We start from the raw sequence: 6,210 nt of genomic DNA on the forward strand, positions 1-6,210 counted from the left end.
CATGACTGAAACAGACATTTTCGGCTCCGTCGATACCGCCTTTACGGCCCGCTTTGAAAGGGCGTTCGCTTTAATGAAAGGCGCGTGCGACGCGGGCCGCATTCCTGGCGGTGTGCTAGGAATGGTCGATCTTTCCGGCAACCGGGCTGTCAGGGCGACTGGCTATGCGCAGATTGTACCGGCCAGACGAGCAATGACAATCGATACCTGGTTCGATCTTGCGTCGCTGACAAAAGTCATTTTCACGACGCCTCGCATCCTTGCGCTCGCTGAGAAAGGCGTCATTGATCTCGATGCGCCGTTGGTCACCCTGCTTCCCGACCTTCGGCAGTATGATAATGACGCCTGGGAACGCAGGGTCACGTTCCGTGAATGCCTTGGACACCAGACGCCCTTTCCATCAGTAGAGCCGATATACACCTACGGGCGCGATCCGGAACTGTTGCGCGCATTCGTTCTGCAGCGCGAATGGCGCAAAGGCGAACCGGTTTATTCAGACATCAATTTCATCTTGCTTGGCTTTGCGCTGGAAAGATTTTACGGCAAGTCCATTCGCGAGTTGGACCCGGGCGAGGGCTTCGCCTTTTCGGCAGAGCCGGAAAAGAGCGCCGCCACGGAAAATTGCACATGGCGCAACCGCGTACTTTGCGGCGAGGTACATGACGATAACTGTTCGGCGTTGCAAGGGGCCGCCCATGCGGGGCTGTTCGGTACGGCTGCGTCCATACTTGATTTCGCGCTTGGCCTGCTCGATGGCAGCGGGGCATCGCGAAACGTGATCGCGCATATGCGTCAGCCCTTGTCCGCCACCCGCACACATGGCTGGGAACGGCCTTATGATGGCTGGTCGGGCGGAAGCTTCAATTCGAAGGACACGATCGGTCATACCGGTTTTACTGGAACTGGCTTGTGGATCGATTTTGAAGCGGGCCGGGCATGGACCTTGCTTACCAACCGCATTCATCCAACCCGCCATTTCGACAGCGGTATCCTGGCGCTGCGTCAGGGCGTTGGCGATGCAATCTCATCATTATAGGAGACGTCTATGCAGCCAATATGGGCCGTCGGCCTAATGACTGGTACCGTTCTTGATGGAAACATCGATGTTGCTTTGTTGAAAACGGACGGCGAAACCGTAACCGAATTCGGAGTTTATGCGCTGAAGCCTTATCCGCGCTGGATTCGCGATCTGCTGGAACAGGCGCAGGCCGAAGCGCGCGTCTGGAATTTCGGAGGATCCGAACCCGCTGTTTTTGTCGAGGCGGAAGAAGCGCTGACGCGCGCACAGTCTGCTGCTGTGCGCGAACTGGTGGAGGAAAGCGGGCTTTCGATGGCTGATATCGGCGTCGTCGGCTTCCATGGACAAACTGTTTTGCATCGGGCGCCGCAAGCTGGGCGAGCTGGAGACACGAGGCAACTCGGTGACGGAAGGCTGATGAGCGAATTGCTGGGGACCAAGGTCGCCTACGACTTCCGCACAGCAGATGTGCGCGCTGGCGGACAGGGGGCTCCGCTCGCCGCCATATATCATGCTGCCTTGTTGCGCAGTGTCGATCCGAGCGGCAATACGGCGATACTCAACCTCGGTGGGGTGGGTAACATCACCTGGTGGGATGGCGGGGATATGCTTGTTGCATTCGACACGGGGCCAGCCAATGCGCCTATCAACGATTTCATGAAGGCGCGTGGGTTGGGGGAAATGGATCGCGACGGGGTATTGGCAGCAAAGGGCAGGGTAGACGAAGCACGTCTCGAAGAATTGCTCAAGCACCCCTATCTGACCGCGCCATATCCGAAATCTCTGGATCGGTTCGATTTTACGGACGCGATGGCCGATGGCCTGAATGACGAAGACGGTGCGGCGACGCTAACCGCGTTCACGACTTCGGCAGTAGGCAAGGCCCTGGATATTCTCCCGCGTCGCCCCAAGCGGCTTGCAGTCAGCGGCGGCGGGCGCCGCAACCCGACAATGATGCGGATGCTGGTGGAGCGTGCGAAAGTGGAACTAGTGCCCGTGGAAACGCTTGGCTGGCGCGGCGATGCCGTGGAAGCGGAGTGTTTTGCTTATCTGGCGGCCCGTGTTCTGCGCGGCCTCCCGATCAGCTTTCCCAGCACAACGGGCGTGACGAAGCCGATGACAGGGGGAAAACTTGCAGGCTGAATCAATGATCCTGCCTGCTATTTCCTGCAGGGCAACGTTATTGCGATGCCCTGTTTGTTTAGGGCGGACACCAGCGCCTCAACTGATTATTCGGCATGGCATATTTCAAGGCAACTTTTATATAAAGCCTATCTAATATTTGAGGGGTTCGCCAATTGTGGCGATTTGAAGTTACATTGCATCAGTGGCGCTTTGATATTTCAATTTATTGCAGAAAACGATGAAAATGTACAAAACTCGTGCGATCTTCACGTTGATTTAGGCAATTCTATTTAATGGTTTAGTTTATTATGGAGAATGCAATGAAACTCATCCGATTCCTTTTCTGTCTCGCCCTGCCCCTTGCGTGGTTATCAGGGGCAATCGCTGAACCGCTGGCGAAGCCGGCGGGCAAACCGATTCTTGTCATATCCGGCAACATCTCGAATACGAATGTTGGCGATACGGCTCAATTTGACCGGGACATGCTGGAAGCAATCGGATTGGTGACCGTGGAAACGACAAATCCCTGGTATGATGGTCGCGTACGTTTTGAAGGCGTTTCGATGGACAAGCTTATGTCGCTTGTCGGCGCGAAGGGAACGAAGGTGACTGCTGTTGCCTTGAACGATTATGTCAGCTCGTTGCCTTTGGAGGACTTCAAAAGATTCAATGTTATTCTTGCCATGAAGCGGGATGGCAATTACATGCCGGTTCGCGACAAAGGACCATTGTTTATAATTTACCCTTATGACAGCGACCCACAACTCCAAACTCAGACCTATTACACACGCTCTGCCTGGCAGGTCGCCAAGCTAATAGTTGAATAGAGGCAAGCGTGAGACGAATTCTAGGCGTTATTATCTGTTGTTTCGTGGTGGCGACGGCGTATATCGCCTATGTCATTGCCGAACGACAGACAGCGCTTCAGAAATTCTCCCGCTATAACGACTCCTGGGCCGTCGGGCAGACGGTGTCCGAATATATGCGGCTCGAGCATGTTCTGGCTGGATATGGCCTGACCATGAACGAAGAAAGCCGCGACGAATTACGGCTTCGTCTTGATATCATGCTCGGTCGGCTGGAATTGCTGCAGCAGGGCAATCTGCGATCTTTGATTCAGGACGACCCGCAGCACCGGGATCTGTTTTTGAAACTGAGCGATGTTCTGCAGACGCTTGATAACCAGCTGGACAAGTTGGATGTAGACCGTATCAAAACAATCCTGCAAGCAATGAATATGCTTGACGGACCAATGACAGCGCTCGCGTCAACGGCCGTCGAGTATGACGTAGGGCTTATCGATGCCGCACAGGCAGAAGTGCGTCAGTTGCATCTCATCTACACCGGATTGGCGGGGGGCCTCATCATCTGCGGCGTGGTTCTGGTTATTCTTCTGCTTCGCCACAATAAACTTCTGGATCGGGCGCATGGCAGCATGCAGCGCCTGACAAGCGATCTTCGGCAGGCGACCGGTGAACTCCAGTCCCAGAACTTTCGGCTTGAGCATGATGCACATCACGATGCTTTGACCGGTTTGCCCAATCGTGTTCTGTTTCGCCAGGATCTTGAAAAAAGGCTGGAAGCCGCACATGCTGGAGGTCAGTCGGCGGTCATTTTTCTTTTGGATCTTGATGGTTTCAAGGATGTCAACGATACGCTGGGGCACGATGTGGGCGACGCATTGTTGCAGGCCGTGGCTGGACGGCTCACCAAGCTTGGCGGACGCGGCGATATGGTGTGCCGGTTGGGTGGGGACGAATTTGCCTTGCTGTCCACAGGATTGCGGGAAGATGAAGCCTTGGAACTTGCAGGTCGCCTGATGGCGGCCATCAGCCAGCCATATCACGTGGGCGAGTTGGAAATAAAAATCGGAACTTGTGTCGGCGTTGCGATCTCTCAAGGCGAGCCCGATACAGAAGAGCTTTTCAAACATGCCGACCTTGCGCTCTATGAAGCAAAGGCGCTTGGACCCGGTCACGCCAGTGTGTTCGAATTCCAAATGCAGACACGCTTGCGGGAAAAGAAAGCATTCGAGGCCGATCTTCAGAAAGCACTGGAGAACGGTGAAATGGAAGTTTACTATCAACCGCAAGCCTGCACGTTGACACGGAAAATATGCGGTTATGAGGCATTGCTTCGCTGGACCCATCCGGTCCGCGGTTCGGTCTCACCGGCCGAATTCATACCGGTTGCTGAAAAGATAGGCTTTATTCATGCTCTCGGAGACTGGGTACTCAAGACAGCCTGCCTGGAAGCTGCCCATTGGAACAAGCCCCTCAAGATCGCAGTCAATCTCTCTTCCGTTCAGTTCCGAAGCCTGAACCTCATTCAGAGCGTTATTGATGCGCTGGATCGAAGCGGACTTAGTGCGGATCGGCTGGAACTTGAGATTACTGAGTCGGTTCTGCTGGACAAAAACGAGCAGACCTTAAGCACGCTGCGTCAGTTGAAGGCGCTGGATATCCAGATCGCGATGGACGACTTCGGAACAGGCTATTCCTCGCTGGGTAGTCTGAGCGGGTTTCCGTTCGACAAGATCAAGATCGACCGTACTTTCGTTAGCGATGTGACGACCCGCCCGGACGCACTTGCGATCGTTGAACTCGTAACCGGGGTAGGGCGCAGCCTCAGAATGATAACAATCGCGGAAGGCATTGAAACCGAGGAGCAGTTTGAATGCCTCAAACGACTGGGGTGTGATCAGGTGCAGGGGTATCTGATAGGCAAGCCTATGCCGGCTTCAAAACTCAAACACCTCCACAGCCAAGCCGCCTTGGCGTCAAGTCATGGATGATATCATCGCGTGATAACTGGCTTCGAAAACGCAAATCAGTCTATGTTACATATGTAATTGCATCGTGGAGTTACATTCCGATGTAATGTATTGAGTCAGCCGGAACTTTTTTGCCGGTTCATTCGGAAAAAGGTTTCGTGGGCAATCGGGGCGCAGAAAATTGCTGAAAGTACATGGGATTAACGTACCGATCGCTTCCGACGAAGTTTCGCCGATCATTTGGCAAGCTTTGACGAGCGGCAGCTACGAAGCCAAGGAAGCACGTTCGATTTACAAGGCGGTCAAGCCGGGCGATCGCGTTCTGGAACTCGGTTCAGGCATCGGAATCATTACATCAATTATTGCCAAGATTGCGGATGTGTCTGTCTGGGCTTTCGAGGCGAACCCGGCAACAGCGGCGCTTGCCCAGCGTGTGGTTGAGGCTAACGGTCTCGAAAACGTCGTGCTTTCGCAGGGCATTCTGACCGCGGGTGAGCCTTCTTCCTTCCGCTTTTATGTCCGGCGCGATCTATGGATGTCGTCCATGGATGAGAATCAGGGGCCTTACGAACACGCCATAGAGCTAGGCTCGACCAATATTGATGAGTTCATCGCTCGCCACGGCATCAATGTCCTCGTCATGGATATCGAGGGTGCCGAGCGCGATCTGCTGCAGAATGCCGATTTGCCGGGTGTGGAACGCATTTTTCTGGAATTGCACGATCATTTATACGGACTGGCCGGTATCCGGGACATGACCCATGCACTTGCGGCTAAAGGCTATGCCTATGATCCGCGCGGATCTCAGGGTGCATGCGTGTTATTTGCCAAGGATGACGGTGCGCGCGAATACGAACCAGAATAGCGCATAACGCTCTTGCTTGTGTTTTGGAAAGGCCTCTTTGATCGGTCCTCTTCATTGGATGCCTGTGGAAAGAAATTTTGAAAAAAGTTATGATTGGTCGTTGACAGTTTTGTTTGGTGGGGTCTATATGGCGCCACAACGAGGGCGGCGGCGCCGCAAGCGGCAGGCTGATGCGTCCTTGGGGTTGGTTGAAAGAGTTGGGCAGTGATGTTTGATTTGAGTAGGCTGGCGACGTTGATGGGGCGGAAGTTCTGTTGATGTTGGAAGAAAAGAGCTTCGATTAAGTTTGTGATTTTCTTCTAAAAAAAGTGGTTGACAGGTTGGTTTGACTGATCTAGAAGCCCGGCACCGCAGACGAGGCGCTGATGAGGATTTGACCTTCGGGTTGAGTGATGATCGCGGGTTTGTTGAGCGGGTGAGATTTTTGAC

Annotated in this window: 5 protein-coding genes; all 5 read left to right on the top strand. The window is 53.9% G+C overall.

The window, feature by feature from the left end:
- The first annotated feature begins 1 nt into the window (after position 1).
- Positions 2-1,036: a serine hydrolase domain-containing protein gene (locus F9K78_RS07750; protein ID WP_121986345.1), complete on the top strand. Its 1,035-nt coding sequence runs from the start codon at positions 2-4 to the stop codon at positions 1,034-1,036.
- A 9-nt stretch (positions 1,037-1,045) separates the two neighbouring features.
- A complete protein-coding gene (locus F9K78_RS07755) occupies positions 1,046-2,161 on the top strand; it encodes an anhydro-N-acetylmuramic acid kinase (protein WP_121986346.1) in 1,116 nt (371 codons plus the stop codon).
- Between the two features lie 302 nt (positions 2,162-2,463).
- Positions 2,464-2,970: a putative pterin-binding protein gene (locus F9K78_RS07760; protein ID WP_121986347.1), complete on the top strand. Its 507-nt coding sequence runs from the start codon at positions 2,464-2,466 to the stop codon at positions 2,968-2,970.
- A gap of 8 nt (positions 2,971-2,978) precedes the next feature.
- Positions 2,979-4,937: a putative bifunctional diguanylate cyclase/phosphodiesterase gene (locus F9K78_RS07765; protein ID WP_121986348.1), complete on the top strand. Its 1,959-nt coding sequence runs from the start codon at positions 2,979-2,981 to the stop codon at positions 4,935-4,937.
- 160 nt (positions 4,938-5,097) lie between these two features.
- On the top strand, positions 5,098-5,781 hold the full coding sequence (locus F9K78_RS07770; RefSeq protein WP_121986349.1) for an FkbM family methyltransferase: 684 nt from the start codon (positions 5,098-5,100) through the stop codon (positions 5,779-5,781).
- Positions 5,782-6,210 lie beyond the last annotated feature (429 nt).

This window comes from Brucella pseudintermedia, from assembly GCF_008932435.1.
In the GTDB taxonomy this organism is placed as follows: Bacteria; Pseudomonadota; Alphaproteobacteria; order Rhizobiales; family Rhizobiaceae; genus Brucella; species Brucella pseudintermedia.

Excerpts from the sequence above, each read along its gene's own strand:
- F9K78_RS07750 (WP_121986345.1), top strand. The coding sequence starts at position 2 with ATGACTGAAACAGACATTTTCGGCTCCGTCGATACCGCCTTTACGGCC.
- F9K78_RS07760 (WP_121986347.1), top strand. The coding sequence starts at position 2,464 with ATGAAACTCATCCGATTCCTTTTCTGTCTCGCCCTGCCCCTTGCGTGG.
- F9K78_RS07755 (WP_121986346.1), top strand. The coding sequence starts at position 1,046 with ATGCAGCCAATATGGGCCGTCGGCCTAATGACTGGTACCGTTCTTGAT.